25 protein-coding genes and 1 tRNA gene are annotated in these 24,102 nt (G+C 57.0%); 10 read left to right on the top strand and 16 right to left on the bottom strand.

Annotated elements, in window-relative coordinates:
• Positions 1 to 25: 25 nt before the first annotated feature.
• From ACTRXA_RS08930 to ACTRXA_RS08890, 9 genes are all read left to right on the top strand, one after another.
• Positions 26 to 97 (top strand) — tRNA-Val (locus ACTRXA_RS08930).
• 88 nt (positions 98 to 185) lie between these two features.
• Positions 186 to 1,955 carry a threonine--tRNA ligase gene (gene thrS, locus ACTRXA_RS08925; RefSeq protein ID WP_442426854.1) on the top strand — a complete coding sequence of 590 codons (1,770 nt, stop codon included), beginning with the start codon at positions 186 to 188 and terminating at the stop codon, positions 1,953 to 1,955.
• A 38-nt stretch (positions 1,956 to 1,993) separates the two neighbouring features.
• Positions 1,994 to 2,545, top strand: a complete 552-nt coding sequence (gene infC, locus ACTRXA_RS08920; RefSeq protein ID WP_275450597.1) for a translation initiation factor IF-3 — start codon at positions 1,994 to 1,996, stop codon at positions 2,543 to 2,545.
• Between the two features lie 48 nt (positions 2,546 to 2,593).
• The gene (gene rpmI / locus ACTRXA_RS08915) at positions 2,594 to 2,788 is read left to right on the top strand and encodes a 50S ribosomal protein L35 (RefSeq protein ID WP_005007187.1); all 195 of its coding nucleotides are present in this window, start codon (positions 2,594 to 2,596) and stop codon (positions 2,786 to 2,788) included.
• A 33-nt stretch (positions 2,789 to 2,821) separates the two neighbouring features.
• On the top strand, positions 2,822 to 3,178 hold the full coding sequence (rplT, locus tag ACTRXA_RS08910; RefSeq protein WP_237097006.1) for a 50S ribosomal protein L20: 357 nt from the start codon (positions 2,822 to 2,824) through the stop codon (positions 3,176 to 3,178).
• 125 nt (positions 3,179 to 3,303) lie between these two features.
• Entirely contained in the window at positions 3,304 to 4,311 is a 1,008-nt protein-coding gene (locus ACTRXA_RS08905; RefSeq protein WP_442426853.1) for a phenylalanine--tRNA ligase subunit alpha, read from the top strand.
• A 49-nt stretch (positions 4,312 to 4,360) separates the two neighbouring features.
• Complete coding sequence (locus ACTRXA_RS08900; protein ID WP_442426852.1) at positions 4,361 to 5,338, top strand: multiheme c-type cytochrome; 978 nt, start codon at positions 4,361 to 4,363, stop codon at positions 5,336 to 5,338.
• Between the two features lie 82 nt (positions 5,339 to 5,420).
• Positions 5,421 to 6,284 (top strand): hypothetical protein, encoded by an 864-nt coding sequence (locus ACTRXA_RS08895; protein ID WP_442426851.1) that lies wholly within the window; start codon positions 5,421 to 5,423, stop codon positions 6,282 to 6,284.
• 19 nt (positions 6,285 to 6,303) lie between these two features.
• The gene (locus ACTRXA_RS08890; RefSeq protein ID WP_442426850.1) at positions 6,304 to 7,377 is read left to right on the top strand and encodes a PA0069 family radical SAM protein; all 1,074 of its coding nucleotides are present in this window, start codon (positions 6,304 to 6,306) and stop codon (positions 7,375 to 7,377) included.
• A 33-nt stretch (positions 7,378 to 7,410) separates the two neighbouring features.
• Here the strand turns inward: ACTRXA_RS08890 and ACTRXA_RS08885 are convergent, their stop codons facing one another.
• The 8 genes from ACTRXA_RS08885 to ACTRXA_RS08850 all read right to left on the bottom strand — a co-directional run bounded on the left by ACTRXA_RS08885 (position 7,411) and on the right by ACTRXA_RS08850 (position 14,833).
• On the bottom strand, positions 7,411 to 7,899 hold the full coding sequence (locus ACTRXA_RS08885) for a ferritin-like domain-containing protein (protein WP_442426849.1): 489 nt from the start codon (positions 7,897 to 7,899) through the stop codon (positions 7,411 to 7,413).
• A gap of 195 nt (positions 7,900 to 8,094) precedes the next feature.
• Positions 8,095 to 8,904, bottom strand: coding sequence for an enoyl-ACP reductase FabI (locus ACTRXA_RS08880; RefSeq protein ID WP_442426848.1), 810 nt, complete (start codon positions 8,902 to 8,904; stop codon positions 8,095 to 8,097).
• Positions 8,901 to 9,329, bottom strand: a complete 429-nt coding sequence (gene fabZ, locus ACTRXA_RS08875) for a 3-hydroxyacyl-ACP dehydratase FabZ (protein WP_005007201.1) — start codon at positions 9,327 to 9,329, stop codon at positions 8,901 to 8,903. The genes ACTRXA_RS08880 and fabZ overlap by 4 nt, the downstream gene beginning before the upstream one ends.
• 188 nt (positions 9,330 to 9,517) lie before the next feature.
• On the bottom strand, positions 9,518 to 10,261 hold the full coding sequence (gene fabG / locus ACTRXA_RS08870) for a 3-oxoacyl-ACP reductase FabG (protein WP_442426847.1): 744 nt from the start codon (positions 10,259 to 10,261) through the stop codon (positions 9,518 to 9,520).
• A gap of 59 nt (positions 10,262 to 10,320) precedes the next feature.
• Entirely contained in the window at positions 10,321 to 11,763 is a 1,443-nt protein-coding gene (locus ACTRXA_RS08865) for a phytoene desaturase family protein (protein WP_442426846.1), read from the bottom strand.
• Positions 11,763 to 13,172 carry a phytoene desaturase family protein gene (locus ACTRXA_RS08860; RefSeq protein ID WP_442426845.1) on the bottom strand — a complete coding sequence of 470 codons (1,410 nt, stop codon included), beginning with the start codon at positions 13,170 to 13,172 and terminating at the stop codon, positions 11,763 to 11,765. The genes ACTRXA_RS08865 and ACTRXA_RS08860 overlap by 1 nt, the downstream gene beginning before the upstream one ends.
• A 97-nt stretch (positions 13,173 to 13,269) precedes the next feature.
• On the bottom strand, positions 13,270 to 13,533 hold the full coding sequence (locus ACTRXA_RS08855; protein ID WP_005007223.1) for an acyl carrier protein: 264 nt from the start codon (positions 13,531 to 13,533) through the stop codon (positions 13,270 to 13,272).
• A 55-nt stretch (positions 13,534 to 13,588) separates the two neighbouring features.
• Positions 13,589 to 14,833 (bottom strand): beta-ketoacyl-[acyl-carrier-protein] synthase family protein, encoded by a 1,245-nt coding sequence (locus tag ACTRXA_RS08850; RefSeq protein ID WP_442426844.1) that lies wholly within the window; start codon positions 14,831 to 14,833, stop codon positions 13,589 to 13,591.
• A 265-nt stretch (positions 14,834 to 15,098) separates the two neighbouring features.
• Here ACTRXA_RS08850 and ACTRXA_RS08845 point away from each other — a divergent pair, with 265 nt between their 5' ends.
• Positions 15,099 to 16,607, top strand: coding sequence for a hypothetical protein (locus ACTRXA_RS08845; protein ID WP_442426843.1), 1,509 nt, complete (start codon positions 15,099 to 15,101; stop codon positions 16,605 to 16,607).
• Positions 16,608 to 16,777: 170 nt separating this feature from the next.
• Here the strand turns inward: ACTRXA_RS08845 and ACTRXA_RS08840 are convergent, their stop codons facing one another.
• The 8 genes from ACTRXA_RS08840 to frr all read right to left on the bottom strand — a co-directional run bounded on the left by ACTRXA_RS08840 (position 16,778) and on the right by frr (position 24,099).
• Complete coding sequence (locus tag ACTRXA_RS08840; RefSeq protein WP_442426842.1) at positions 16,778 to 17,239, bottom strand: DUF488 domain-containing protein; 462 nt, start codon at positions 17,237 to 17,239, stop codon at positions 16,778 to 16,780.
• A 365-nt stretch (positions 17,240 to 17,604) separates the two neighbouring features.
• A complete protein-coding gene (locus ACTRXA_RS08835; RefSeq protein WP_442426841.1) occupies positions 17,605 to 19,200 on the bottom strand; it encodes a caspase family protein in 1,596 nt (531 codons plus the stop codon).
• Positions 19,201 to 19,254: 54 nt separating this feature from the next.
• Positions 19,255 to 19,623, bottom strand: a complete 369-nt coding sequence (locus ACTRXA_RS08830; RefSeq protein WP_442426840.1) for a hypothetical protein — start codon at positions 19,621 to 19,623, stop codon at positions 19,255 to 19,257.
• A gap of 323 nt (positions 19,624 to 19,946) precedes the next feature.
• Positions 19,947 to 20,423, bottom strand: a complete 477-nt coding sequence (gene ispF / locus ACTRXA_RS08825; RefSeq protein WP_442426839.1) for a 2-C-methyl-D-erythritol 2,4-cyclodiphosphate synthase — start codon at positions 20,421 to 20,423, stop codon at positions 19,947 to 19,949.
• Positions 20,424 to 20,510: 87 nt separating this feature from the next.
• Complete coding sequence (locus tag ACTRXA_RS08820) at positions 20,511 to 21,665, bottom strand: 1-deoxy-D-xylulose-5-phosphate reductoisomerase (protein ID WP_442426838.1); 1,155 nt, start codon at positions 21,663 to 21,665, stop codon at positions 20,511 to 20,513.
• Positions 21,666 to 21,742: 77 nt separating this feature from the next.
• Entirely contained in the window at positions 21,743 to 22,543 is an 801-nt protein-coding gene (locus tag ACTRXA_RS08815; protein ID WP_442426837.1) for a phosphatidate cytidylyltransferase, read from the bottom strand.
• A 160-nt stretch (positions 22,544 to 22,703) separates the two neighbouring features.
• The gene (locus tag ACTRXA_RS08810; RefSeq protein ID WP_442426836.1) at positions 22,704 to 23,459 is read right to left on the bottom strand and encodes an isoprenyl transferase; all 756 of its coding nucleotides are present in this window, start codon (positions 23,457 to 23,459) and stop codon (positions 22,704 to 22,706) included.
• Positions 23,460 to 23,544: 85 nt separating this feature from the next.
• Complete coding sequence (gene frr / locus ACTRXA_RS08805) at positions 23,545 to 24,099, bottom strand: ribosome recycling factor (protein ID WP_442426835.1); 555 nt, start codon at positions 24,097 to 24,099, stop codon at positions 23,545 to 23,547.
• Positions 24,100 to 24,102: the final 3 nt, after the last annotated feature.

Here is a 24,102-nt window from a genome sequence, read left to right as displayed (position 1 = left end):
AAGCTCAAGCAATCTAGGTGATTACAGGCACGTAGCTCAGGGGTAGAGTACTTGCTTGACATGCAAGGGGTCGGCGGTTCGAAACCGCCCGTGCCTATTTTCTCAATATCAGGATCCTCCAAGGTCTTTTTAAGCAAAAAAAGGGCATCATGTGCGGATCGTCCCATGATGCCTTTTTACGTCTTATGAACGAACAAACCCAGAACAAACCGGCGCAAACGGAATTCGACCTCGACACCATCCGCCACAGCTGCGCTCACCTCATGGCGCAGGCGGTGAAGGAGCTGTTCCCCGAGACGCAGGTCACCATCGGGCCGGTCATCGAGGACGGGTTCTATTACGATTTTTACCGCGAGACGCCGTTCGTTCCCGAGGACCTCAAAAAGATCGAAAAGCGCATGAAGGAGATCGCGAAGAAAGGTCTCGACATCCAGCGCCAGGAGATGCCGCGCGACGAGGCGGTCAAGTTCTTCAAGGACCTGGGCGAGGACTTCAAGGTCGAAATCATCGAGTCGATCGACCAAGCCGACGCCATCTCCGCCTACTCGCAAGGGGATTTCACCGACCTGTGCCGCGGTCCGCACGTGGACAACACCAAGCGGCTGAAAGCATTCAAACTGCTGTCCACCTCCGCCGCCTACTGGCGCGGCGACGAGCGCAACCCCGTCCTGCAGCGCATCTATGGCACCGCCTGGCGCAACAAAGACGAACTGAAGGAATACCTTGACCGGCTGGAAGAGGCGAAGCGGCGCGACCATCGCAAGCTGGGCAAGGAGCTCGACCTGTTTTCGATGTCGGAGGACGTGGGCCCCGGGCTGATTCTCTGGCATCCGAAGGGATCCCGCATCCGCTACATCGTCGAGGAGTTCTGGCGGCAGGAACATTACAAGAACGGTTACGAGCTGGTGTACACGCCGCACACGGCAAAGTCGGATTTGTGGCAGATCAGCGGCCATTTCGATTTCTATAAAGAGAACATGTTCGCGCCGATGGATGTCGAGAACAAGGAATACATCCTGAAGCCGATGAACTGCCCGTTCCACATCCAGATTTACAAGTCGCACCTGCGCAGTTACCGCGACCTGCCCCTGCGCTGGGCCGAACTGGGAACGGTGTACCGCTACGAGCGGTCGGGCGTCATGCACGGGCTTTTACGCGTGCGCGGCTTCACTCAGGACGACGCGCACCTGTTCTGCGCGCGCAACCAGATCGAGTCCGAGATCGAACGCGTGCTCGCATTCGTGCTCTACATATTGCGCGCGTTCGGCTTCGACCAGTACAAGGTGTTCCTCAGCACCCGGCCGGAGAAATCCGTGGGCTCCGACGACGACTGGGCCACCGCCACCGACGCCCTGCAGAAGGCGCTCGACAAGTCCGGCCTCGACTACGAGGAGGACCCCGGCGAAGGTGTGTTTTACGGACCCAAGATCGACATCAAGATCAAGGACAGCCTCGGCCGGTTCTGGCAGGTGTCCACCATCCAGGTCGATTTCAACCTGCCGCACCGGTTCGAAATGTCGTACGTCGCCGAGGACGGCAAGCACCATCAGCCGATCATGATCCACAGGGCGCTGATGGGGTCCATCGAACGTTTTTTCGGATGTCTGATCGAGCATTACGCGGGGGCGTTTCCCCTGTGGTTGGCCCCGGTACAAGTGATACTTTTGCCCATCACGGATAGCCAGAACGCCTATGCCGAAGAGGTGGCGGCGAAACTGGAAGAAAACGGAATCCGGGTGGAAAAAGACTTGCGAAATGAAAAGATTGGGTTCAAGATAAGGGAGGCCCAAATGGCCAAAACCCCTTATATGTTGGTTTTAGGCGACAAGGAAGTGCAATCCGGGCAGGTGGCCGTCCGCAAGCGGCGCTCTCAGGATACCCACACCCTGTCATTGGATGATTTCTTGAAACAGTTGAAGCACGAGATCGACACCAAGGCGATCGATGTGCTTTAAAGCGTTTTTTCATTTGAAATTGAATAGGAGACCTTTGTATTAATAAAAAACAGCGTATCAACAACATGATCCGTGTCAAGGAAGTCACGGTGATTGGCGCCGATGGCGAACAGTTGGGAACGTTCCCCACGCACGAGGCCCTGTCGATGGCGCAGGAAAACGATCTCGACCTGGTGGAAGTCGCGCCTCACGCCAACCCCCCCGTTTGCCGGATCATGGATTACGGCAAGTACAAATACAAGCAAAGCAAACGGGCGCACGAAGCGAAGAAAAACCAAAGGGTCATTCACGTCAAGGAAGTCAAATTCCGGCCGAATACCGACCAGCACGATTTCAATTTCAAAATCAAGCACGCCCAGCGTTTTCTTGAAGCCGGGGACAAGGCCAAGATCGTGATCTTCTTCAAAGGCCGGGAGATCGTTCACCGCGAAAACGGGCAGCGCCTGCTGGAACGCGTGGCCGAAACGCTGGAGGATCTTGCCGATATCGAACAGGCTTCCAAGCAGGAAGGCCGTACGTTGACGATGATTCTCGTGCCGAAAAAGAAAAAGGAAGTTCCGACGAAAAAGGAAGATGCGGCCGAAGCCTGAGCGCCGGACCGTGACAGGAATAGAGAAAAGGAAAACGGAGTCAGCACAATGCCGAAGATGAAAACCAACAAGAGCGCCGCGAAACGATTTCGCAAAACGGGGACGGGCAAGATCCGCAGGAACGCCGCGTTCACGAGTCACATCCTGACCAGCAAAACCACTAAACGAAAACGCAACCTGCGCCGCAGCCGCACCCTGACCAGCGGCGACGCCAAGCGCATCAAAGCCCTGTTGCCTAATTGAGCGAACCGGGAGAACACCAGGAGAATCTGAAAAATGCCAAGAGCCGTAAACGGAACTGTATCCCGTAATCGCCGAAAGAAAGTGTTGAAGCTGGCAAAAGGCTTCCGCAGTGTGCGCAGCACCGCGTACCGCAAGGCCCGCGAGGCGGTTGAGAAGTCGCTCAGCTACGCCTACCGCGACCGCCGCACCCGCAAGCGTGATTTCCGCCGCCTGTGGATCGCACGCATCAATGCCGCCGCCCGCGCCGAAGGACTGACCTACAGCCAGTTCATGCACGGCCTGAAGAAAGCCAACATCGACCTGGACCGCAAGGTGCTGTCCGACATGGCGATCCACAACGAAAAATCCTTCAAGGCACTGCTCGAAACCGCCCGCTCCAATCTGAATTGACCGGCCTGCGGCCAGACGAAACTGGCTGATGTTCCAAGGGCGGGTTTCGGTTTCCCAGTGCAATCGGAATACAACCTGTTTGCCCCCGGCCCAGCCGGGCCAGTTTTCCCCAGACCTTGCCTGGTATGATCGATCAGATTGACAACCACCGCCGGGAATTCGAAGAAGCCTTGGCCTCCGCCTCCACTTCCGCCGACCTCAAGGACCTGCGCACGCGCTACCTTGGAAAGAAGGGGCACGTCACCGTCATCCTGAAAGACCTGCGCGGCCTTCCGCCGGAAGAAAAACGTGCCGTCGGCAAACACATCAACGACCTCAAAACCCACGTCGAAGAACGCATCCAGGAAAAATCCGGAGAACTCGAACAGTCCGGAGGCGGCAAAAAATCCGGTACGTTCGACACCACCCTGCCCGGCCGGCGCGAACCCATCGGCACGCTCCATCCCGTCATGCAGGTGATGGAAGAAATCACCCGCGTCTTTGTCAGCCTCGGTTTCGACGTGGCCGAAGGGCCGGAGATCGAATCCGACTACTACAATTTCGAAGCGCTCAATATTCCGCAAGATCATCCGGCGCGCGACATGCAGGACACCTTCTATATCGGCGATCGCGTTCTGCGCACCCACACCTCGCCGGTGCAGATCCACGTCATGGAAAAACAGCAACCGCCGGTGCGCATCATCGCGCCGGGCAAGGTGTACCGTTGCGATTCCGACATCTCGCACACGCCGATGTTCCACCAGATCGAGGGATTGATGGTGGACGAGGGCGTGTCGTTCAGCGATCTCAAGGGCGTCATGAACCTGTTTGTGCACCAGGTGTTCGGTCCGGATACCGGCGTGCGCTTCCGCCCCAGTTTTTTCCCGTTCACCTCTCCCAGTGCGGAAGTGGACATCCAGTGCGTCATCTGCGGCGGCGACGGCTGCCGCGTCTGCTCGCGCACGGGATGGATCGAGATCCTCGGGTGCGGCATGGTGGACCCGGCGGTGTTCGGCTTCGTCGATTACGATCCGGAAAAGTGGACGGGCTTCGCCTTCGGACTCGGTATGGAACGCATCGCCATGCTCAAATACGGCATCAACGACATCCGCCTGTTCTTCGAAAACGACCTGCGGTTCCTGCAACAGTTCTAACCGGAAACCGTTTCCCTTTCTCCATCTCTTCACCCATTGGAGGCGTACGATGGATCGTTACCGCCTGCTTCGCTGGGCTTTGGCCGTCGGGGCCCTGGGATTCGCCGCCCTGTGCTCGGTGTACTTCGTCGTCAACATCACCCCCGGCCTCATACCCGATACCCTCATCCAGAAAGTGCGCGAACCGGACCTGTTGAAATACCCCAAAGCGAAGCGGTGTGCCGATTGCCATAAAGATATTTTCGAAGCGTGGAAGAAAAGCCGTCACTCGGTGGCGTGGGTGAGCGAGGGTTACGTCAAGGCGTCGGAGAACCACTCCAAGGAAAAATGCCTCAACTGCCACATCCCGATCACCGTGTTCCCCGGAGAAAAACCGCAACCGCGCCTCAAGCACCGTGACGATGGCATCTATTGCGTGCCCTGTCATGTGAAGGAAGACGCCATGCATGGGCCTTACGACATCCTGTCGCCGCCGCATCCGACGAAACAGGACGATGCCTACCGGACCGCGAAGTTTTGCTCATCGTGTCATGAAAAAACCTACAAGCAGTGGCAGGCGACGGGATCGGACAAAACCTGCCAGTCCTGCCACATGCAGCGCAAACTGGCGCGCCTCACCCAAAGCTTTCCGAAAAGCCTGCTGCACGCCAAACGCGAAGTCGCCGATCACAGTTTTCCAAAACGGGAAATCACCGAGGTGGAGATTGCGGTCACCGGTTCGTTCGGCAAGCGCGTGTTCGAACTGGAACTCACCAACCTCAACGTGCCGCACTGGGTGCCGACGGCGGACAACGGCGATCCGCGCATGTACCTGTACACCACTTTTTTTGACGAAGCGGGGAAGGCCATCGACGAGTACAAGGAAATCCTCGCGCCGCAACAGGAAACCGCCCTGCCTTACAGAAAACCCGTGCAATACCGCTACTTGGCGGGAAATGACGTGCACCGCGCCGAGCTTCTCATCCAGTACACGCCCGCCTGGTCCAAGGAAAAAACCGACGTGAAACGCGTGCATTTCTCAAGATAAGCCCTTGCTTTCCCTCGGTTCGGTTTAGGTATAATGGAAGTCTCAATCGTATTTTACGATCACCCCAAACCGGGAGGGCTTCATGATCCGTATTTTCCAATTCCCCGCCTTTGTTTTCGTTGCACTGCTGTTGTGGGCGGCTACGCCCGTTCTGGCCAAGGACCTGGTGGTGAAACCGCCGCCGGACTCCCTCAAAAAACTCTACCCGCCTCAATCCAAGGAACCGAAGTGGATCCAGCAGATGCACGCCCTGTCCGGAAATTTCGGCGGGGTGTTCACCAACATAGCGGAGCAGGATTGGGAAAACGCGGAACAGCGTGCGGCCGATTTCGTAAAAGCCTACGAGGAAACGTCGAAGCTGGTGCCGGAGTGGGAGGAGTATTTCGACCTCAAGGCGGCGCACAATTTTGCCCAGGCGGTCACGACCCGCGATGCCAAAAAAATCGGCGAGGCCTCCGGCGGGGTCGCCAAGACCTGCGGCAAGTGCCACGCGGACAACTACGTCTCCGTATGGGCGCATTTCCACTGGCCGCACGTGGATAAAATAAAGATCACCGATCCGGTCACCGAGGAAGAGCTGCCCTATGGCAAGTTCATGCACAAGATTTCCGGCTCGTTCAATGCCGTCACCACCAACTTCAAAGAGGGGCAGTACGATCGCTCGGCCAAGGCGGTGCGTGGATTCAAACAGCGTTTCATGGAATTGAAATCCACCTGCTCGAAGTGCCACACCACCGACGCGGTGAAACAGTTCTTTGTCGGCGACGAGGTCAACAAGGCCTTCGACGACATGCGCGACACGTTGATGCAGGACAAGCCGAATCCCGGCGAGTTCTGGAAAAACGTCGGTATCATCGGCAAGGAAGGGTGCAAGAAGTGCCATCTCACCCACCGCGCCTGGGCGATGATCCAGGAATACTGGGAAAAGGGCACGCACAAGCATTGATGGGGCGTGACGGAATGGAATGAAACCACAACAAGGATCGTCCGCGAAACAGGCAACGGGCCGGGGAGCGGGGAGCAACCCCGCGAACCGGTTCAAGCCCCTCGACCGGTCCACGGCCGAGGACTGGCTGGACGATCCCCAGGGCCCGGGCAAGGACACCGAGTTCTGGCAGGACATCTCGAAGTCGATCCTGTCGTCGAATGACAGCCCGGACATTCCTTTCGATACCAGCCTCAATCCCTACCGCGGGTGCGAGCACGGGTGCGCCTACTGTTACGCGCGGCCGACACATGAGTACTTCGAGCTGTCGGCGGGAATCGATTTTGAAAGCAAGATCCTCGTCAAGCCAAGCGCGCCGGAACTGTTCCGGCAGGCCCTTTCCAGAAAAAGCTGGACCCCGCAAGTGGTCGCCGTCTCCGGCGTCACTGACGCGTATCAACCCGTCGAGCGCAAACTGGGCCTCACCCGCGCTTGCCTGGAAGTGGCGCTCGATTTCCGCAACCCCATCGCCATCATCACCAAAAACGAGCTCGTGACACGCGACATCGACGTTTTGTCGGAGTTTGCAGCGTTCAACTGCGCCGCGGTGTATCTTTCCATCACCACACTCGACGCGGACCTGGCGCGCAAGCTGGAGCCGCGTGCCTCGACGCCGGAGAAGCGGCTCGATGCCGTGCGTGCGTTGACCGAGGCGGGCGTGCCCGTTGGTGTGCTTGCGGCACCCATCATTCCCGGTCTCACGGACCATGAAATCCCCGCCTTGCTCAAGGCGGCGAAAGACGCGGGCGCGCAGTTTGCGGGATACCAGGTGTTGCGCCTGCCGTATGGATTGAAAGACTTGTTCCGCGAATGGCTGGAGACACACGTGCCGACGCAGGCGGGAAAAGTGTTGAACCGCATCCGCGAGGTGCGGGGCGGGGAGTTGAACGAGACTCGCTTCGGCGCACGCATGAAAGGGGAAGGTGTGTACGCGGAGCAGATCAAACAGATGTTTTCGCTTGCTCGCAAACAGGCGGGGTTTGCGGCAGGCGGACCGAAACTGGCCACCGACTACTTCCGCGATCCCTCCGACCGGCAGGCCAAACTGTTTTAAAGAGACAGGAGACGGCCGACTGGTATCATCGTTTCAACCAAACCTTTCTTCCCAGTGCTGAAGCAGGGCCCGGATGAAGTCGCGGTGCGACTTCTCTTCGCTTTCCAGCTCAATCAAAACCGACTTGGTTTCCACATCCTCACAACTTGCCCGCATCAGTCCATAGAATTCGACGGACATCTCCTCGCATTTCAGACAGACCTCCAGTGCTTTTGGGATATCCACGGAATCGTGCATGCGATCGAGCATGTGGCCCACCATTGGAAACAGTTTTTTTTGAATCTGCGTGTCGATCAGTTCGCGCAACTTGGGGCTGTGGTTCCAGGCGCAATGCCGACTTTCCTCTGTGCCCAGCATGTCTTCAAAATGCTTTTCATGATGAGCTTCATCCCGGGCCATCAGCAATAAATAATTCTTAACCACCGGGTCATCAATACGCCCGGCGAGGTTGCGGTACAACTCCTGCACTTTCTCTTCCAATTCCGTTGACACTTCAAGAAGTTCCTGGCTTGCGATATCCATGACCCGTCCCGCCTCAAAGTTTTTATCGAGGATGCTCTATTATTAAATATAGGCCCCTGCCCGAAAATAAAAACCCCGGAACGCCACTTTGGTTCAGGAAATGTGGGGGCTTTCGATTGAGGGGGATTCGACTGTCTTCAATGAGAGAAGATTGCCGGGAAGAAAGGCGGGTGAATTTCCAGGAAAGGCGTCCGGTTATTCCGGGTCAGGCCTTTGGGCGCGGCGGACGATGTCCTTGTCGAAGTAGTTGATGCTCATGCCGGCGTCGAGCACGATGCCCTGCGCGTTGATGCCGCTGGCCCGTTCGCTGAGCAGAAACACGGCGGCGTTCGCAACTTCCTGCGTCTGCAACGCTTTCTTGCGGAGCGTCAACTGCTCGGCGTGCATGTACGAGTCGAGGTAGCCCGGGATGCCCGCCGAAGCGGAAGTCTTGAGCAGGCCCGCGTTCACCGAATTGAACCGCACCTTAGAGAACGCGCTGAACGACTTGGCGAGGAAGGCGAGCGAGGAATCGAGCGCCGCCTTGGCGGGTCCCATGTAGCCGTAGTTTTCCGCCGCCATGCGCGTGGTGGAGATGCCCACCGTCACCACCGACGCGTCTTTTGCGAACAAATCCTTGAACGCGTTCGACAGGCGGATGAGTGAGTAGCAGGAAATGTCCACGCACTGCAGAAAATCGCGCTTCGCCGTTTCGTGAAACGGTTTGAGTCCATCTTCAAAATTGGCGAAGGCGATGGAATGCACGAGGCCGTGCAAGGTGTCCGTTGTTCTGGAAACGTCGTCGCGCAGGCGGTCGATCTGCGCCTCGTCCTCCACATCGCAGACGAACATCGGTGCCGGGTCGAGCAGTTTTTTTAAACTGGCTTTGCGGTCCTCCGAGCGCACGCTGTAAATAACTTTCGCGCCCTCAGCCTCCAGCGTTTTGCCGATGTGGCAGGCGACGCTCTTCTTGTTGGCGACGCCGGTGACGAGGATGCTCTTGCCTTCGAGGTTGAGGAAACTCACCGCTGTTCCTCCATGAGCATGGCGGTGAACTCGACCGACACCGCGGTCTTCCCGTTCACTTCGGCCTTGCCTTTCATGTAATGCGCCGGGCCGACACTCTCGCCGTACTCGACACGGATGTCGAGCACGCTGTCGGGATATACGGGCTGCTTGAATTTCACGTTCTGGATGCGCGTCAGCACCGGCACCTTGCCTTCCTCGGTGCCCAGTTTTTTGGCCATCAACAACGCCCCCGCCTGGAACACGCATTCGCAGATGAGCACGCCCGGCATGATGGGAAAGTCCGGGTAATGGCCTTTGAAGAACGGCTCGTCGGCGTTTATGGTCTTGCGTGTATGGATGCGGGTGTCCGTCTGCTCGACGATTTCATCGACGAACAGGAACGGTGGCCGGTGCGGGATGGTGTTTAAGATTTCGTCGTTCATAAATTTTCCACTCAAATTGATCCTTCGTCGCGTTCCGCTCCTCAGAAAAACAACTTAAGGAAAAAGCCCCCAACCCTCTTCGGAGAAGGGGGTGCGCATCGGCCTCCCACACACCCTCGTTCGCTCGCGGCGCGTTGACCACAAGCAACTGGCTGCAGTGGGCCACGTTTCCTCCGGGCGTGGCCCGGTTACAATCCGCCGGTCACTTCGAGCACGGCGCCGGTGATGTAAGCGGCGTCGCGGCTGGCGAGGAACAGCACGCAGTGCGCGACGTCCTCCACGGTGCCGAACCGCTTCAGCGGCACCTGTTCGAGGTACTGCTGTTTCTGTTCGTCCGGCAGGTCGGCGATGAAATCGGTGTCGATGAACCCCGGCGACACACAGTTGACGGTGATTTTGCGGCTGGCCACTTCCTTTGACAGCGATTTGGTGAAGGCCACCTGCCCGGCCTTGGTGGCGGCGTAGTTGGCCTGCCCGGCGAACCCGAACTTGCCGATGGGCGAGGTGATGTTGATGATGCGCCCGTAGCGTTTGCGCGACAGGTTCTGCACCGCGAGCTTGCTCATGGTGAAGGTGCCGGTGAGGTTGGTGTCCACCACGTCGCGCCAGTCCTCCTCGGTCATCATGCCGACGATGGCGTCGCGGCGGATGCCGGAATTGTTGACCAGCACATGAAACGTGCCGAGCGTCTCCGTCACGTATTTGTAAAACGCCTCGACGTTTTCCAGGTTGGTGACGTCGCACTGCATGACGTGCAGGCGGTCCCCCGCATCGGCATGGTCTTTCTGGAACTGTTCGGCGGCGTCCCGGTTGGACAGGTAGGTTGCGACGACGGTGGCCCCGGCTTTCAGGAAAGCTTCGCCGATGCCGCGCCCGATACCACGGGTGCCGCCGGTCACGATCACCGTCTGGTCTGTGAAATCGAATTGCATGGAGTCGGTTGGAGAGAGGGTACGCCGGCTTTGTGCCACGTCTGCCGGAGGCCCGACTGTCAGGCGTTGACTGTTTCGAGTTTCGCCTTGCTGAGGGACGAAACGAACTTGTCCACCTCGTTGGCGACGATGACGCCGTAGTTGGCGGCGCCCAGCCAGCCGGACATGATGATGCCCACCGATCCCGCGTGAAACAGCCCGGCGATCTGGTTGGGCAGTTCGCGACTGACTTTCAATCCCTCGAACTTGGTGCCGAACGACACGCCGCCGGGATGCGTGGTGTAGCGCTTGAACGTTTTCGGCGTGGACGCTTCCACGTGGTCGATCTTCTTCCGCACGCCGGGCACGTAACGCTCCAGGGCCTCCAGCGTGCGTTCGATCAACTCGTCCTTTTTCGCCTGGTATTCCTCTTCACTCAGGTATGCCCAGTCCTTGTAGCGGGCGTTGGTCGAGGCGACAATGGAGTACTGGTTGTGGCCGGGGCGGATCTCCGGGTAGTAAAACGAAAACGTGCGGCTGGTGGTGTGGAAGTCGAGCAGTTCCTCGGAATCGAACTCCTCTTTCTGCGAAGTGAACAGCAGGTCGCCCACGTTGTCGATCTTCTCGCCCTTTTTGATGCCGATGTACACCTGGCAACTGCTGTCGTTGAGGCGCACGTCGCGCACTTCCTGGATGAACTCCTCGGAAAAATGCTCTTTGCCGGTCAGCTTTTCGATGGTGTTCAGGATGTTGCTGTTGGAAAGCACCGCCTTGGCGGGGATCTCGCGTCCGTTCACGCGCACGCCGGTCACCTGCTTGTCCTCCACCAGCACTTTTTCGACGAGGCAGTGGGTGCGGATGTCCACGCCGTTTTTTTGCAGTTCCTTTTTCATTTTGCGGATCAGCTCATTCGTGCCGCCCTGAAAGGTGTAGACGCCCTTGTCCATGAAGTTGGAGAACACAATGCCGTAAGTGATGGCGGGGTCGTCCAGCGTGGACCCGTTGGCGTAGGTGATCGGTTCCATCAGCAGGCGGTGCACGTCGGTCCGGCCGGGAAAGAACTTTTCGAACAGTTCGCGCGTGGTCATCTTCACGTCGTCGTAGAAATTCATCGCCCGAACGGTCTCAAAAAATTCGTCGATGGTTTCCTTGAGGATGCCGAAGCGTTCGCGCATCAGGTCGGTGAAGTCATCCTTGTCGAAGGTGGTGCCGAAGGCGAACTGAGGGTTGTCGAAGCGGATGTTGCGCAGGCGGATGATGGAGTCGGCGATTTCTTTCGACCAGTATTTGCGGCAGGTCTTGATCATGCCGATGGGGAAGCCGTGGAGGGAGATGTCCATGATGTGGCCGCCCTTCCGTTTGAACCAGGTGGCCAGCCCTCCCAGGTTGTAGTGGTGCTCCAGCACCAGCACCCGGTGCCCGAACCGGGCCAGCATGTTGGCGGCGGTGAGCCCCGCCAGTCCGCTTCCTATAATGACCGTGTCGTAGGCCGACTTCACCCCTTTCAACCAGTCCTTTGCCATCAAATTCTCCCGTATTCCGGTTTGTTTTCGGCCTGCAGTACGTGCAGATTGGCCATGGAAATGCCGCTCAAGGTCGCCCCAATGATACCCAAAAAACCCTGATCTGTCCCGCAAATAAAGACGTTGCGGATGGGCGTGCGCCCGTCCTTGATCTTGTGGGGGGCACCGTACACCGCGCCGTTGAGGTGTCCGGTGTATTTGAAGATGGTCTTGGGTGTAAACGCGTCCGTGAACACGACATTATGCCGGAAATCGGGGAAAAATTGAAGGATTTCCTCGATCGCGCGCTCGCGCCATTCTTTCTTGGCGGCGCGGTAATCGGCGCGGACCATGTCGTTCCACATGCCGTAATTGGCCTGGTTGGTGAGCCTCAGCATGCCCTCGCCGGGCTCGGGGTACTCGAAATTGTTGGGGGCGCACAGCACGCCGCTGGTCACGTCCACCGCCTCGGCAGGCACGCGGTAGTCGAAGCGCGGCCGGGTGGAGAAGAACACGATGCTCTTGTCGTATCCCAGCTCCTTCGGCTGGCGGTCGAGCACGAACAGGCACTCCATGAACGACATGCGGCCCTCTTCGCATTTCGCCTCTTCCACCGGGCAGGGTTGACACAGGCGGAGCGTCTCGATGTAACCCGCCGACGAGATCACCTTGTCGGCCAGCACCGTCTCGCCGTTTTCGAGCTCGACCGACTGCAGAGCCCCGTCCGGCGCGTGGATGGCCTTCACGCCGGCGCCCATGCGCAGTTCGCCGCCCAGCGTTTTGTACTTGTCCACCAGCAGGTTCAGGATGTAGGGCATGCCACCCTGGGGCTTTGCGAAGCCTTCCATGAACACGGATTTGAACATGATGACGAACTGGTAGAAATCCATGTCGCCCTCGCTGGCGCTGCCGTAGTACATGAGCGGGCAGAACAGCATGTCGATGAGGACGGGATCGGTGATGCATTCCTGCACCACGGCGCGGGCCGGGGTGAAGCGGCTGTTGTTGAGGTTGAGTTCGTCGTAATCGCGGATTTGGGCGACGAGGCGGCGGAAGCCGTCGATCTGCGCCGGAAAGGCGCGCGCGACTTCGGCCTCCAGCACGGAAAAGTCGTTGGTGAAGCGGAGCGCGTGCCCGGGAAAGCGGATCTCGGACTGGTGCTGCGGGCAGAGGCGGAAATCCTCGTGGCGGAAGCGCAGCTGCTTGAGCAGTTTGCTCAAGGGCGCGTTGCGCGCGCCCTTCGGCACGTAGTTGGTCATGGCGTGCAGGCCGACGTCGAACGTCCTCTGCTTGCGCACGTAAAAGGAGTTGAGTCCCCCCACCTCCACGTGCTTCTCGACGATCAGCACCTTCTTGTTGAACATCGCCAAGCGGATGCCCGCGGCCAGGCCGGAGAGCCCGGAGCCGATTATGAGCGCATCGTACACCATGCCGTATTGTTAAGGATTCAGGCTTAAAAAACAAGAAAATCCCGGCCCCGGAGGGGTTGCGGGATGATCGGATGTGGTACGGATGGACAACGCGGTGTCAGGTTACCAGGTGCCGGTCCTTGAGACGCGGGAACAGGTATTCGACACAGCTTTTCATCGTGACCAGCTGGGGGTAATCGGCTTCCGGCACTTCGAGGTTGAAGCGCTTGCGCAGTTCCATGACGATGTCCAGAAAGTCCATCGAATCAAGATCGAACTGGTCGCGGAGCTTCTCCTCGTCCTGGACGGTGCTCAGGTCCTCGTCCGGGGCGATTTCAGCAATGATATTCAGGATGGCGGTGCGTACTTCCTCTTTCGTCATCTAACCTCTCTCCTCCAGTTTTCGATGGTAGGCGATGAGCCCCCAAATTTCAATCCTATTTTTGGTATTTTCGGACAATCAAAACCGAGTTGATGCCGAACATGCCGAAGCTGTTATTGACAATGATTTCCACCTGTTCCAGCCGCTCCGGCTGGTTGGCCACGAGCTTCAGGGGAGCCACGTCGCACTCCGGGTCCACCTCGTCCACGTTGATGGTGGGATGGACCACGCCGTCGTCGAACGCGGGCAGGTTGCCGGTGAGCTCCAAAGCCCCTGCCGCGCCCATGGTGTGGCCGATATAACTCTTTGTATTATTGATGCGTACCTTCGATCCGGCGGGGAACACCGTGCGCAGGGCCTTGGCCTCCTGGATATCGCCCAACTGCGTCGCCGTGGCGTGGGTGTTGAGGATGTCCACGTCCCCCGGTTCCAGCCCGGCTTTTTTGAGCGCCGCCTGCATGCACTCCGCCTGGCGGCCCGGCTCGGGCAGGATGTAGTCGTAGGCGTCCGAATTGCTGTGGTAGCCGACGATCTCGCCGTAGATTTTCGCACCGCGCTGTTCGGCGTCGCTAAGCCGCTCCAGCGTGTACAGGCAGCCGCCCTCGGAACAGACGATGCCGTTGCGGCTTTTGTCGAACGGCCGGCTGGCTTTCGTCGGGTCGGCGTGGTGGGCGAGCGCGCCCTCCGCCTTGAAGCTGGCGAAGATGCCGAAGGTGTGGATGCTCTCGGAGACGCCCCCGGCGATGGCCAGATCGACCTCGCCCAGCCGCAACATCTGCACGCCCTGGATGATGCCCAGGTTGCCCGCGGCGCAGGCGGCGCCGATGGCGTAGTGCGGGCCGGTAATGCCCATGTTCAGCGTCACCTCGCCCGCCGGGTTGTTGGCGACCGTTCTCGGGTTGTGGTGGTGCGACCAGTACTTGGTGTCGTAGTCGTACTGACTGATGTTGTGCACCTCGTTTTCCGTCTCCACGTTGCCGTGCTCCGTGGTGCCGGTATAGACGCCGATGCGGCTTTTGTCCAGCGCGGCGAAATCGAGGCCGGAGTCGATGACCGCCTCGTTGGCGCAATAGACGGCGATGGACCCGGCGCGCGTGCCCCTGCGGACTTCTTTTTTCTTCTGGTAGCGGAGTTCGTCGAAGTTGCAGACGCCGGCGAGGACTTCGCCCATGAAGCGGGTCTGGAACTTCTGCACGCCGGAGCGGCCCTCCAGCAGGTTCTGACGGAACTCCGGCAGGGAGTTGCCGTTGGGGGCGGTCAGGCCGATTCCTGTGATGACAATCCGATCCTCGCGGCGCACTGAAAAATTCCCAAAAATGTGTGGCAGATGGGGGTTCACACGGCGGCAGTCCCGGCAGGACAACGCGGGACGCGTGTGGCTAACTGGACCTCATTCGGAATTGGTCAATCTACCACAAAACAAAGGCTTTGGGAAGGGGGAAACTTTGACCCCTGCTTAAAAATGTTCAAATCCTGGCAAAGTAAAAATATATTGATCACTAGGAAATATAATCTGGTAATGTATGTTTCAACATACCTAAATCTTTTGGCTGAGCTATAAATCAATGGAAAAAGATCTCCCAGAGAAAATATTGAATAGCTGTGATCAGTTATCAAATGATTGGAGCATTATATTTAACGAAATTGATGGATTGCTTGGACCAAACAATGAAAGAATCGTACTTGAAAACCAAATACCCCAAATTAATATTTCACTCTCAGAATTAAATACAAGATTCTTTGCCTCTTTGAACCTTATAAAAAGCCTGGATTTAAAAAACGATTCCATACTCTTGCCCACCCATCAAATTAAAACAATACATAGTACCTTGCAAAGCGTTGGGTCCAATTTGGCAAATTTAAAAAAGAATCTTTCATTACTAAAAGGAAAAAAAATTGAAAGCGTAGATACTGAAAACTTTCAAATTCAAAGTGAAAATGGTGAAGTAAAAATTCAATTGCAAGGAATTTTTAAGCCAGTAAATGATGGTTTAGACTCACTATTGTCCCTTTATTATTCTTTAACAATTCCCCTAAAGAGCAATGAGTTTTTAAATTTTTCTAACCTTATTAGCCAAATATCAGAAAGGATAAAAGAATTAGATAAAAAGAAGAATTTAATTGAAGATAGTTTGGCAAGAATCAAGGAACAAGAAACTACAATAAACACCATTAAAAATTCATCAAATGACTTACTTGGCCAAATAAACAAGTTTAAACAGGAATCAGAAAATTCCCGTAAAACAATTTCTGAATATGAGGCAGAAGCAACAAAGAAAAGAGCAACAATTGAAGAAATTTCTAAGCAAGCAGAAAAGCTTCAAGTTTCTGTTGAGAATTACCAAGCGGAATTTAATCATTTTCAAGAAACTTTAGATGAGAGAGTTAAATCTTTTTCTAGAAACAAAGAGGAGCAGGAAAAAAACATTAAGGAAGGCAAAGCTGAGCAACAACGGGTAATAGAAACCCTACAAGAAAAAGAAGAAGAAATTGATCGACTTATTAACCAATCAGAAACCATGTTAAAGGGCGCTACTGTGGCGGGTCTAGCGAGCTCTTTTGGAGCAATTAGAGATGATTTGAATGAAAAGTTGGAAAAAGCACAACGTGGTTTTTACTGGTCTATTGGAATTTTGTTTTTATCAGCCCTTCCCCTAATGTCTTTTCTTATTCCCGACATATTTTTTGAAATATTTCTCGGTTCCAAGCCTCTTAATACCAATACAGGGCAATCAAAAGAATCTCTAAATTACTTTGGAGAAATCTTACTAAGAGCCCTATTATTAATTCCTGCCGCTTGGTTAACAAAGTTTGCTGCTGCACGCCATGCTCAACTGTTTCGCTTAAAAGAGCATTATGCTTATAAATATTCTATAGCCGTTTCAGTTGAAGGATTTCAGAAACAAGCAGAACCCTACAAAGATGAGATTGCAGCTTCCACGTATTACGAATTGATGTTTAACCCAGCTGATCGTATGGAAACCAGTGTAAATGAAGCAATGCACCCAAACCCCGCTTTAGAATGGTTTATGAAAAAGCTTGGACTTACTCCTGATGGAAAACCATCAGAATAATTTTCCTTATTTTTATAGACCTACCACACCCTCAACCTCAAGCATTCTGGGCGGATGCTCTGGTTGCCGCTTTCTTTCCCCAGATGACCGCATAGAAGGCTGAATCGGCTCAATTTACGGCTCATTTTGAGCCGAATAATGAATCGATTGTTTGAACAGGCGGCGGCCTGCTACAAATCCTCGACATCGATGGGGGTGGGGCAGGTTTGGGTGAGGTACTGGGTGAGGAAGGAGCGGTGGCAGTCGGGGGCTTTGTCCTCGGAACACAGAAAGCACGCGCCGTCGAGGTCTTTCGGGTCGAGCGCCTTTTCCACCTTCCGCTGTTTCACCAGCTTCAGATATTTCTTTTTGAAATTCTCCACGCCCTTCTTTTCTTTCCGGTACTCGTCGATGAGCGTTTGCGTCGGCGCCAGGTCGGGGCGGTGTTCGTAGTCGATGCCGCCGATCTTCTTTAAAAAGAACGGCAGGTCCTGCTTCTTGGCGAAGCCGGCGATCTGCGATTCGTTGTTCAACCGTACGTCGATGATCTTCTTCACGCCCGCTTTCTTCAGCCGCGCGAAAAAATCCTCCGCGCTCTTTTTGGTGAAGCCGATGGTGTACAGCCTGATGGGTTTGGACTTTTTTGAAGGCACAGCTCCTCTACGAGGAGGGGAAACGGGCTGATGCTCACCGGGCGAAGGCTGGTCCATGGGCGCGTTCCAGGCATTGACTCCATTTCCGGTTGCACATGAATTGAGAAACCGTCGTTGCACACAGATTAGCACACGGCCGGGCGGGGGTGTATCCAGCGGAATCCTACATTGCCGGGTCGGATGAGGTCCGGGAGACTCATCGAGATCCTTCGCTGACGCTCAGGATGTTGGCGGAGAAAGCCCCCTGGCCCCCTTTACAAGGGGGGAACAAAAAAAGCCCCCGTTGTCGGGGGCTGTCTGTATTGTTCCGTGCGTCTCTGTGGTTCCACCGACCTGCTCAACCCGCCCGTTAACTACCCGGGGTGTCAGGAATTGGTGTTGAGGACTGCCATCGGCAGGTTGCGGTCGAAGCGGCCGGAGGTGTCCGGGTGCTGGCCGCTCTTGGTTGCGCGGCGCACCTGCTCGGAGGTGTAGTCGATCATCTCACCCAGCGACACGATGCCGTCGCCGTCGGAATCGGCCGGACCCTTCAGCCCTTCCAGCATGAACCAGGTGAAGGCGCCATGCCCGCCGCCCCATTCCGGCGACTCATGCGACAACTCGCCGGACTCCGACGCGGTGAAGATGGCGCGGCCCTTGCCCGCCTTGCTCAACTCCAGCAGGTAACGGTTGATGACGTTCTCGTCGCCGATGTTGCGGGTGGAAATCTCGTCACCGACGCCGGCGCTGTGACAGGCGTCGACCAGCACCACCACGCGCTCGGAGGGGATGAAGCGCGACAGTGCCGTTTGCAGGTCCCACATGGGGAACGCCGTCGAGCGCATCTGTTCGGGATCGGTGTCGTGCGTCAGCAGGAACAGGTTGCTCGGGTTGAGCGGATCCGGCGCGCCGTGCCCGGCGAAGTACACCACCACGAGGTCCTCGCGGATGGCCTTGCCGAGGAAATCGAACAGCGACCGCTTCAGCTCCGCCAGCGTCGCGTTTTCGTTTTCGAGGAAGATGATGTGGTCGTCGGCAAACCCGCCGCCCTGCGGTGATTTCAGGAATTCATAGAACATGCGCGCGTCGGCGTCGGCGTAGCGCAGGTTGGGGATGCCCTTCTGCGAATGCTCGTAGCGCGACACGCCCACCACCACCGCCCAGCGCTGGCCTTTGAAGTCCGCCGACAACTCCGCCGGCGCCTGGCCCGGCGCGGTGCGGGTGACGTGCATGACGTGCTGTTTCACCTGGCCGGATTCATCGACGGCGTTGATGACGATGATGTTCTTGCCTTCCTTCAACTCCACGTTGCGCGAAAACGCACTGCCCCGGGTGCCCTGCACGATGGACAGGTCGCGCGTCTGCGGCAGTTTCTCGCCGTTCAGCAGAATCTGCATGTCCCTGATCTCGGCGTTGGCCTCGATGCTTCCCGACAACAGAACGTGGTCGTCCTCGGTCTTGAAGTCGAACGGCGGAAACGAAATCTTGATCTTCATCTTGCCGCCGTTGGAAGAAGCCGGTGCCTGCACGACCACGGTGCCGTTGCCGTACTCCTCTTTCACGCGCACCCGCAGGTCTTCCAGCAACGCCTTCGCTTCGAGGTACGGCTCGCCCTCGATCATGGGATTGCTCTTCTCGGCGGTCATGGAAACGTAGGAGCGGTTGCCGTTCTTGCCGGAGAGGGTCAGCGTGATGTCGGTGTTCGAAGCCACGCCCACCCAGCCGACGGAGTTCCCCGCCAGGTCGCCGGTGGTCTCGATTTCATAAACGACGTCCCCGCTCTCGAGCGCCTTTTTGGTGAAGGTGTACTGCCGGTCGTTCAGGTGGTGTTCCAGGATTTCCGCCAGCTTGTCCGGGGGCAGCGAGTAGTTTTCCTTCAGGGATGTCGCTTTGAACGACGCCGCACAGCCGCCCGCCAGCAGGGCGACGGCGATGCCCAAAATGAAAGTCGATTGCATGCGTTTCCAAACGTTGCCAGTCATGATCCTGTACCTTGTGAACGGTTCATATTTCCGGGTAACAACCGGAGTCGACAATCACGCGTTGAGCTTGACCACCAGGCCCTGCACGGTCACGCAGGACTGGCTCCAGAAATAAAAGAACGGAAGCGGAAAATAGTTCTGTTCCAGGTCGGCCGAGGTCTGGATCAACAGGTCGCCATTGCGAGACTGCACGGCCTGGTTCACCGCCTTCTGGTAAGTCTGCTCGCCGGACGGAAACCCGAAGAAGAAATTGGAACACGCGGTTCCCATGCCCACCCCGAGGAGGGTGTAATCCTGCTTGTCCATCTTCAACTGCAATGCGGAGCTTGAAGGCTGCGACAACGGTGTGTACAGACTGCACGACGACAGCATCATCAACAATCCCGACAGCGCGATCAAAACAGAAATGCGTTTCACGTTCATGTTCCCTCTCCCCTGAAAAATCGTTTGCGGAACGAAGCCACGGTCCGTTCCCATCCCGGTTCCCCTCCGGTTTTCTACCCTGCGCCGGCACACTGCCGGGCCCGTGGGCCATCCACCCTTCTCTTTAATGTAAAGGCAATTTCCCCGAAAAGGAATAACTCGTTATACCAAATTTCCAATCTTCTGTCTTTGTGTTTTGGCGTATCCGCGATGCTAAAAAACTGGAAAGGAAAAAGGAGAGTGAAAATTGAAAGGCCCGATCGGGCGGTATTCTGAAAACAGCTGAATTCAGGATGTTTAAAAGGGGAGGCAGGCCGGAAGGGTCAGCGCGACTCGATGAGTGCGACGGCGTAAGCGGCGAGGCCTTCCTCGCGGCCGGCGAAGCCGAGTTTTTCCGTGGTGGTGGCTTTCACGTTCACCTGCGAGAGGTTGATGCCCAGCGTGTCCGCGATGTTCTTTCGCATCTGGTCGATGTGGGGTGCGAGTTTGGGTTTCTGCGCGACGATGGTGGCGTCGGTGTTGACCACGATGAACCCTTTTTCGCGAAGCGAAGCGTTCACCTTTTCCAGCAGGACCAGGCTGGAGATCCCCTTGTACTGGTCGTCGGTGTCGGGGAAGTGATGGCCCAGGTCGCCGAGCCCGCACGCGCCCAGAAGCGCATCGCACAACGCGTGCAGAAGCGCGTCGGCATCCGAATGGCCGTCGAGGCCGAGCGTGTGTGGAATCTCGACGCCGCCCAGGATCAGCTTGCGGCCTTCCACCAGGCGGTGCACGTCGTAACCGTTACCGATGCGAAACACAAAAACCTCCGCAAGTAGCGAGTGGGTTGGGGGAAATCGGTTTTACGTTGGTTTGGATCGGTGAGGCGGGTGCGGCGTTCACGTAGTTCAGTGGGTTACGGTGACCAGCTTGCGGGTTTCTTCGCGCGCCCAGCGGTCCGCTTCCAGGACATCTTCGATGTCGTTCACCGCTGTCGGCTTGTGGTTGTTGAGCGCCATCCGGATGATTTCCGGGATGTCCTTGAACGGAATGAGTTCGTCGAGGAACGCCTGCACGGCGATTTCGTTGGCCGCGTTCAGCACGGCGGGCATGGTCTGTCCGATGTCGAGCGCGTCGTGCGCCAGTTGCAGGCAGGGAAAGCGCTGGAAGTCCGGAGGCTCGAACGTCAGCGTGCCCAACTGCGCGAGGTCCAGCGACGGGAGGTCGCATTCGATGCGGTCCGGGTACGACAACGCATACGAGATGGGAACGCGCATGTCCGGCATGCCGAGTTGCGCCATCACCGACGTGTCCACGAATTCGATGAGTGAATGGATGATGCTCTGCGCGTGGACGAGAATGTCCACCTGCGTCTCCAGCCCGAACAGCCACTTGGCTTCGATGTATTCGAGCCCCTTGTTCATCATGGTCGACGAATCGATGGTGATCTTCGCGCCCATGTCCCAGTTCGGGTGTTTCAACGCCTGTTCGCGCGTGACGTGCTCGAGCTGTTCGCAGGTGAAGGTACGGAACGGCCCGCCGGACGCGGTGAGGATGATGCGTTTGATGCGATCGGATTGTTCGCCGTTCAGCGCCTGGAAGATGGCGCTGTGTTCGCTGTCCACGGGAACGATGGGGCAGCCGTGTTCTTCCGCCGCTTCAATCATCAGCTTGCCCGCCACCACCAGCGTTTCCTTGTTGGCGAGAGCCAGTGCCTTGCCCGCCTTGAGCGCGCTGTAGGTGGGCACGAGTCCCGCACAACCCACCATGCCGGAGACCACCATGTCCACTTCAGGCAGGGTGGCGGCCTGGATGGAGCCCGCCTGTCCTTCAACCACTTCGATGTTGAGTCCCTTGAGTTTTTTCCTGAGGGCTTCCACTTTGCCGGTGTCGAACAGCGAAACCAGCTTCGGCCGGAACTTGCGTGCCTGCTCGGCGATCACATCCACGTTGCTGCAGGCCGCAAGCGCGATGACCTGGAACCGGTCCGGGTTGCGTTCAATGACATCCAGTGTGTTGACGCCGATGGAACCCGTCGATCCCAGTATAGAAATTTTTTTCATTCAACAACCCCTGATAAACAACGTGGAGCCGAACGGCAGGACGAAACGTGAGCCACTCGCTTTGAAAAAATAAACGGTCAAACGGGGAGAGGATTGCGTATCAGGATTTCGTAGCAATAGAATGCCGGTCCGGCGAACATCAGACTGTCCAGCCGGTCCAATACCCCTCCGTGTCCGGGAATCAGCGCGCCCGAATCCTTCACGCCCGCGGCGCGTTTGAACATCGATTCCACGAGATCTCCGAATTGCCCGATGATACCGCAAAATAACGCCATAATCAAACAATGGTTTAAAGCCAACTCGTGCCAGAACCCGTACTTCGCGATGAGGCCGCCGAGCAATCCTCCAAGCAGCCCTCCCAGGCTCCCTTCGATGGTTTTTCCGGGACTGATTTCCGGCGCAAGCCGGGTTTTTCCAATGCTTCGGCCGACGTAGTAGGCGGCGGTGTCGCTTCCCCAGATCACCAGGAACAGGAAGTAGATCATGAAATGTCCCGGCTCCAGCTCCCGGATCAGAATGAAAAAGCTCATCAAACCCGCGACATAGCCGATGCCGAGAAAGGTGTAGCCCGTTTGGTCCAGATTGTTTTTCAGGATGGGACCCTGCGTGAGCGCCTGTAGAAGCAGGACCATCGGCGCCGCCGCCAGCCAGATCAGGTAAAACCCATTGATGTAAAAACACAGGGTGAGAAGCACGCACAGCGCCAGGCCCAGTTTGGGGAAGCCGGGTGTTCCCATGGCGTTCAGCATGCGCGAGTATTCGAACCACCCGGCCACCACCGCACCCAGCACCAGGATGGAAAACAGTTCCAGCGATCCGTACTGCACGATGCCCAGCACGACGGGGATCAATACGAGTGCGCTCAGGATGCGTTTCATGGTTCGGTGACTTTCATGAAAAGTTGGAACGTCAAATTAACTTTGGCGAGTAACCCGTGCAAACCCGTTTCCTGATCGGGAAAGCCATCCGTCGTTCGCGTGCAGGCCTTGGTTGATTCCAGACTCACGCATTGGGAACGTGCCACCGGCCGCGGGCCAGCTAGGCCTGGACGATCTGGTCGCCGATCATGCCGAAGCGGCGTTCGCGTCTCTGGAAATCGATGATGGCCTTCAGCAGGTCGTCTTCGCGGAACTCCGGCCACAGGACGTCGGTGTAGTGCAATTCCGTGTACGCGATCTGGTAAAGGAGGAAGTTGCTGATGCGCAACTCGCCGCTGGTGCGGATGAGCAGGTCGGGTTCCGGCAGGCCGTGTGTCGCTAGGCTCGCTTCCAGCACGGGGAAGTCAATGTCCTCGTAACGCAGTTTGCCTTCCTGCACCTGCTTGACGATCCTGCGCACCGCATCGAGGATTTCCTGCCGCCCGCCGTAACTCAAGGCGAGGGTCAGCACCAGTCCGTCGTTGTCCGCCGTATAGTCCTTTGCGTGCTGGATGAGGTTCTGGATGTCGGCGGGCAGTTCGTACACACGGCCGATGGTGTTGAACCGGATGTTCTCGCGCTTCATCCGCTCCAGTTCCTTGTGCAGGTACGTGTCGAGGATTTTCATGAGTGCGTTGATCTCGGTACGCGGCCGGTTCCAGTTTTCGTCAGAGAAGGAGTAAAGGGTGAGCGCGGGGATGTGCATCTCCGTGCAGAGGGTGACGATGTGATCGACCGACTTCACACCCTGGCGGTGGCCTTCCACGCGGGGCATGAAGTTCTTTTTCGCCCATCGCCCGTTGCCGTCCATGATGATGGCGATGTGCCGCGGCAGGCGGTTGAAATCGATCTGATCCATGAGCGGGGATTTGTACAAGGACGACAACCTCCGAAGGGTACCGGTTCGCCGGGCGGGCCCTTCCGGTGCGGGCGTCCCCGGTGCGACCATTATACGGCAACGGTCAATCTTCCATCACATCTTTTTCCTTGGACTCGGCGATCTTGTCCACCTCTTCGACGTATTTGTCCGTCATCTTCTGGATCTGATCGTGACCGCGCTTCTCTTCGTCTTTCGAGATGGCGCTTTCCTTTTCCATCGCCTTGATCTTGTCGTTGAAGTCGCGGCGGATATTGCGGATGGCGACCTTCGCCTCCTCGGCGTACTTGCGCACGATCTTGGTCATCTGCTGGCGACGCTCGGTGGTGAGCGGGGGTATGTTGAGGCGGATCACCTTGCCGTCGTTCGACGGGTTGAGCCCGAGGTCGGAAGCGGAGATGGCCTTCTCGATCACCGGCAGCATCGTCGGGTCCCACGGTGCGATGGAGATGGTGCGGCTGTCCGGTGTGGACAGCGTCGCGGTCTGGTTCAGCGGCGTCGGGTTGCCGTAAAATTCGACCTTGATGTCCTCGACCAGGGCCACCGAGGCGCGGCCCGTGCGCACCTTGCCGAACTCCTGGTGCAGGTGGTCGATGGTCGCTTTCATTTTGCGTTCGGAATCTTTGAGTAAGTTGTCCATGAA

This window comes from Nitrospina sp. P1_D6 (assembly GCF_052156615.1).
In the GTDB taxonomy this organism is placed as follows: Bacteria; Nitrospinota; Nitrospinia; order Nitrospinales; family Nitrospinaceae; genus Nitrospina.
Note: the sequence above shows the minus strand (reverse complement) of the source record. Positions and strands in the feature narration are given on the sequence as shown.

Coding starts and splice junctions, on each gene's coding strand:
- ACTRXA_RS08845 (WP_442426843.1), top strand. CDS start 15,099: ATGGAAAAAGATCTCCCAGAGAAAATATTGAATAGCTGTGATCAGTTA.
- frr (WP_442426835.1), bottom strand. CDS start 24,099: ATGGACAACTTACTCAAAGATTCCGAACGCAAAATGAAAGCGACCATC.
- ACTRXA_RS08815 (WP_442426837.1), bottom strand. CDS start 22,543: ATGAAACGCATCCTGAGCGCACTCGTATTGATCCCCGTCGTGCTGGGC.
- ACTRXA_RS08865 (WP_442426846.1), bottom strand. CDS start 11,763: ATGGCAAAGGACTGGTTGAAAGGGGTGAAGTCGGCCTACGACACGGTC.
- ACTRXA_RS08890 (WP_442426850.1), top strand. CDS start 6,304: ATGAAACCACAACAAGGATCGTCCGCGAAACAGGCAACGGGCCGGGGA.
- rplT (WP_237097006.1), top strand. CDS start 2,822: ATGCCAAGAGCCGTAAACGGAACTGTATCCCGTAATCGCCGAAAGAAA.
- ACTRXA_RS08885 (WP_442426849.1), bottom strand. CDS start 7,899: ATGGATATCGCAAGCCAGGAACTTCTTGAAGTGTCAACGGAATTGGAA.
- fabG (WP_442426847.1), bottom strand. CDS start 10,261: ATGCAATTCGATTTCACAGACCAGACGGTGATCGTGACCGGCGGCACC.
- ACTRXA_RS08830 (WP_442426840.1), bottom strand. CDS start 19,623: ATGAACGTGAAACGCATTTCTGTTTTGATCGCGCTGTCGGGATTGTTG.
- ACTRXA_RS08905 (WP_442426853.1), top strand. CDS start 3,304: ATGATCGATCAGATTGACAACCACCGCCGGGAATTCGAAGAAGCCTTG.
- ACTRXA_RS08895 (WP_442426851.1), top strand. CDS start 5,421: ATGATCCGTATTTTCCAATTCCCCGCCTTTGTTTTCGTTGCACTGCTG.
- ACTRXA_RS08835 (WP_442426841.1), bottom strand. CDS start 19,200: ATGACTGGCAACGTTTGGAAACGCATGCAATCGACTTTCATTTTGGGC.
- fabZ (WP_005007201.1), bottom strand. CDS start 9,329: ATGAACGACGAAATCTTAAACACCATCCCGCACCGGCCACCGTTCCTG.
- ACTRXA_RS08855 (WP_005007223.1), bottom strand. CDS start 13,533: ATGACGAAAGAGGAAGTACGCACCGCCATCCTGAATATCATTGCTGAA.
- ACTRXA_RS08820 (WP_442426838.1), bottom strand. CDS start 21,665: ATGAAAAAAATTTCTATACTGGGATCGACGGGTTCCATCGGCGTCAAC.
- rpmI (WP_005007187.1), top strand. CDS start 2,594: ATGCCGAAGATGAAAACCAACAAGAGCGCCGCGAAACGATTTCGCAAA.
- ACTRXA_RS08860 (WP_442426845.1), bottom strand. CDS start 13,172: ATGGTGTACGATGCGCTCATAATCGGCTCCGGGCTCTCCGGCCTGGCC.
- ACTRXA_RS08900 (WP_442426852.1), top strand. CDS start 4,361: ATGGATCGTTACCGCCTGCTTCGCTGGGCTTTGGCCGTCGGGGCCCTG.
- thrS (WP_442426854.1), top strand. CDS start 186: ATGAACGAACAAACCCAGAACAAACCGGCGCAAACGGAATTCGACCTC.